The organism is Lentilactobacillus sp. (genome assembly GCF_040773105.1).
GTDB classification, from domain to species: domain Bacteria; phylum Bacillota; class Bacilli; order Lactobacillales; family Lactobacillaceae; genus Lentilactobacillus; species Lentilactobacillus parabuchneri.
The window spans coordinates 1-2,526 of record NZ_JAXGWW010000279.1 but is presented as its reverse complement, the minus strand read 5'-3'; the positions used below and the strand labels follow the sequence as shown (position 1 = coordinate 2,526).

2 protein-coding genes and 1 pseudogene are annotated in these 2,526 nt (G+C 42.6%); 2 read left to right on the top strand and 1 reads right to left on the bottom strand.

Translation table 11 applies throughout. The annotated features are described in order from the left end of the window. Positions 1 to 789, bottom strand: a 789-nt coding sequence (locus AB3112_RS10680; RefSeq protein ID WP_367334474.1) for an SDR family oxidoreductase, incomplete at its 3' end; no start/stop codon positions are given. A gap of 264 nt (positions 790 to 1,053) precedes the next feature. Here AB3112_RS10680 and AB3112_RS10675 point away from each other — a divergent pair. Both AB3112_RS10675 and AB3112_RS10670 read left to right on the top strand, forming a co-directional pair. After that, the gene (locus AB3112_RS10675; protein WP_367334473.1) at positions 1,054 to 1,890 is read left to right on the top strand and encodes a YitT family protein; all 837 of its coding nucleotides are present in this window, start codon (positions 1,054 to 1,056) and stop codon (positions 1,888 to 1,890) included. A gap of 244 nt (positions 1,891 to 2,134) precedes the next feature. Continuing rightward, a pseudogene (locus AB3112_RS10670) lies at positions 2,135 to 2,526 on the top strand (YfcC family protein); the annotation flags it as partial.

Below are 2,526 nucleotides of genomic sequence, written 5' to 3'. Positions count from 1 at the left end.
TAAGTCATTTGAGATTTCTTCCAGGTCGCCATTTCGAATCAAACGTTGCATACTGACGATTCCGGCAGCTGCTTGAGGACTATGACCAGTGGCAATCAGGCGTTTTTGATATTCTTCGTCCGAAAGTGACATGATTTCAAAGTCGTTATCGGTGACGACCCTTAACGCTCTTGCCAGGTCATCGTAACTTCGTTGAGGGCCACAGAACTCGTAGACGGTTTTGGGATCGTCCGTGAGTAAGACTTTTGCGGCTGCTTCAGCGTATTCACGTTCCAATGCCCAGCCAACTTTCCCATCGGCTGCCGAATAAACAAATGGTCGGTTGTTAACAGCGGCAGGAATTTGTTGACGCTCGTTTTCCAAATACCAATTGTTTCGCAGGAATGAGTAACCGATTCCTGATTGGCGGATTGCCTGTTCAGTATTTTTATGATCAACTGCTAAAGGTGATTTGGCGCTGTCCGCATGAGGGAAGCTCGTGTAGGCAATGAAGCGAACGCCGGCTTTTTTAGCTGCGTTAATTACATTTTGATGCTGTTGGATTCGGCTGACGGCTTGCCCTGGGATAGACGAAATTAAAAGCAGTTTGTCGACGCCTTTAAGCGATTTTTCTAAGGTTTCTTCAGCGTCATAAGACCCGGGTCGAGCCTCAATACCCGGCAGCAATTTTTCGGCCTTTTCGGTGTCTCGCGCTAATGCGATAATGTCTCGATTATCAATGTTTTCGGCTAAAACTTTGACAACCGTTTGACCAAACTTACCGGTTGCACCTGTGACTGCATATTTCATGTTGTTAATCCCCTTTCAAAGCACAGTTTTGCATCATATTTATCCTGTTTAGTTGATGTTACCAAGGAATGAAGAGGCTTACAAGAATTTGAACTTTGGGATTTTGTAGCCGCTTTTGAAAATGTACTGAAAGTTTTCATTAATTCCTTTATACTGAAATGAGGTTCTCATAGGAATTAGTTTATGACTGACAAACTTGGTTATCGATTTTTTCGATGGTTTCCGGTTTGTGGTTAGCGTTGAACATTTAAAAGAGGTGATTTCATGCATAAAATAATCGTCCGTAACGGTCTTCAAATCATGTTGGGGGCCTTCATATACGCTGTGGCAATCACAGACTTCCTGATTCCTCATCAGATTGGTGAAGGCGGCGTAACGGGTTTGACGACAATTGGCTATTATGCGCTGAACATTCCGCCTTTCCTGACGAATTTTGTGTTAAACGGAATCTTAATGCTGATTGGGTTTCGATTCTTGGATAAGAAAACGGTCGGTTACTCAATCTGGGCGGTTATCTGGATATCGGTATTTTTGAAACTGCCGTCATTTTTGAACTATCATACGACTCAAACCATTATTCCGGCAATTGCTGGCGGGGTATTGATGGGAATTGCAATGTGGTTGATTTTTCGGGGTGAAGGAACGGTTGCCGGAAGTACCATTTTGGCAAAGATCATGAATCGCTATTTTGGAATGAAAAACGGAACGGCGATGTTGATGTTTGACTTGTGTGTTGCGGTTCCGTCCGTGTTGATTATTGGTCTTCAAAATATGATACTGACAATCATCGAGCTTTATGTCTCAGCCGTGGTATTGAATGGCCTACTGTCAAGATTTGGTGCTCGAAAAGCCGTAACGATTATTTCAAATCAGACAGCTGAAATTACGGCTGAACTGTCAGCGATGCTTCATCAAGGAATCACATTGATTAGCGCGAAAGGCTATTATCACCAAGAAAAGCGACCGATGATTTACATTATTTGTACTGATAAGCAGGTGGCTCAAATTGTTCCACTGGTTTCCACAGTCGATCCGGATGCCTTTGTGGTGGTTGATAACGTCCACAGTGTCAAAGGTGAGTCACTTGAGAAGATACTGTAGTTCCTGATTTCAACTCAAAAATCAGGAACTTTTTTATAATTCAGTTAAATTTAATTTGAAAAATTTGTCGAAACATGCAGTGTTGTCAAACGCTTTCATATCCGTTACACTATTATTTGTTGAGCTATTCAGTAATCAAATTAATCTTCGTGGTGGGGGATTGTTGATTAATCATTAACATAACTAGGCAGGACCAGTGAAAAGCTGATCTATTTTTTGATGCAATCATTTAAGGGGGAAAATTATGGACGCACAAGTTGAAAAGCCAAAGAAGCGTTTTAAGCTCAAGATGCCCGGCGCATTCGTCATCTTATTTATCCTGACGATCGTCGCTGTGGCTGCCACATGGATGGTGCCTGCCGGCAGTTATTCAAAGCTATCGTATACCAACTCATCCTTACAGGTGACTGATCCACACGGTAAAGTGACAACTGTTCCAAGTACCCAAAAGGAACTGGATAAGTTGGGCGTTAATATTAATATTAAACAATTTACAGATGGCGGCATGACCGCGCCGGTATCAATTCCAAATACGTATCAGAGACTAAAGCAACGGCCCGCAAGTATCGCTGCGGTTTCTACCAGTATGGTGAAAGGGACGATTGAAGCCGTCGATATTATGGTATTTATCCTAGT

Excerpts from the sequence above, each read along its gene's own strand:
- AB3112_RS10675 (WP_367334473.1), top strand. The coding sequence starts at position 1,054 with ATGCATAAAATAATCGTCCGTAACGGTCTTCAAATCATGTTGGGGGCC.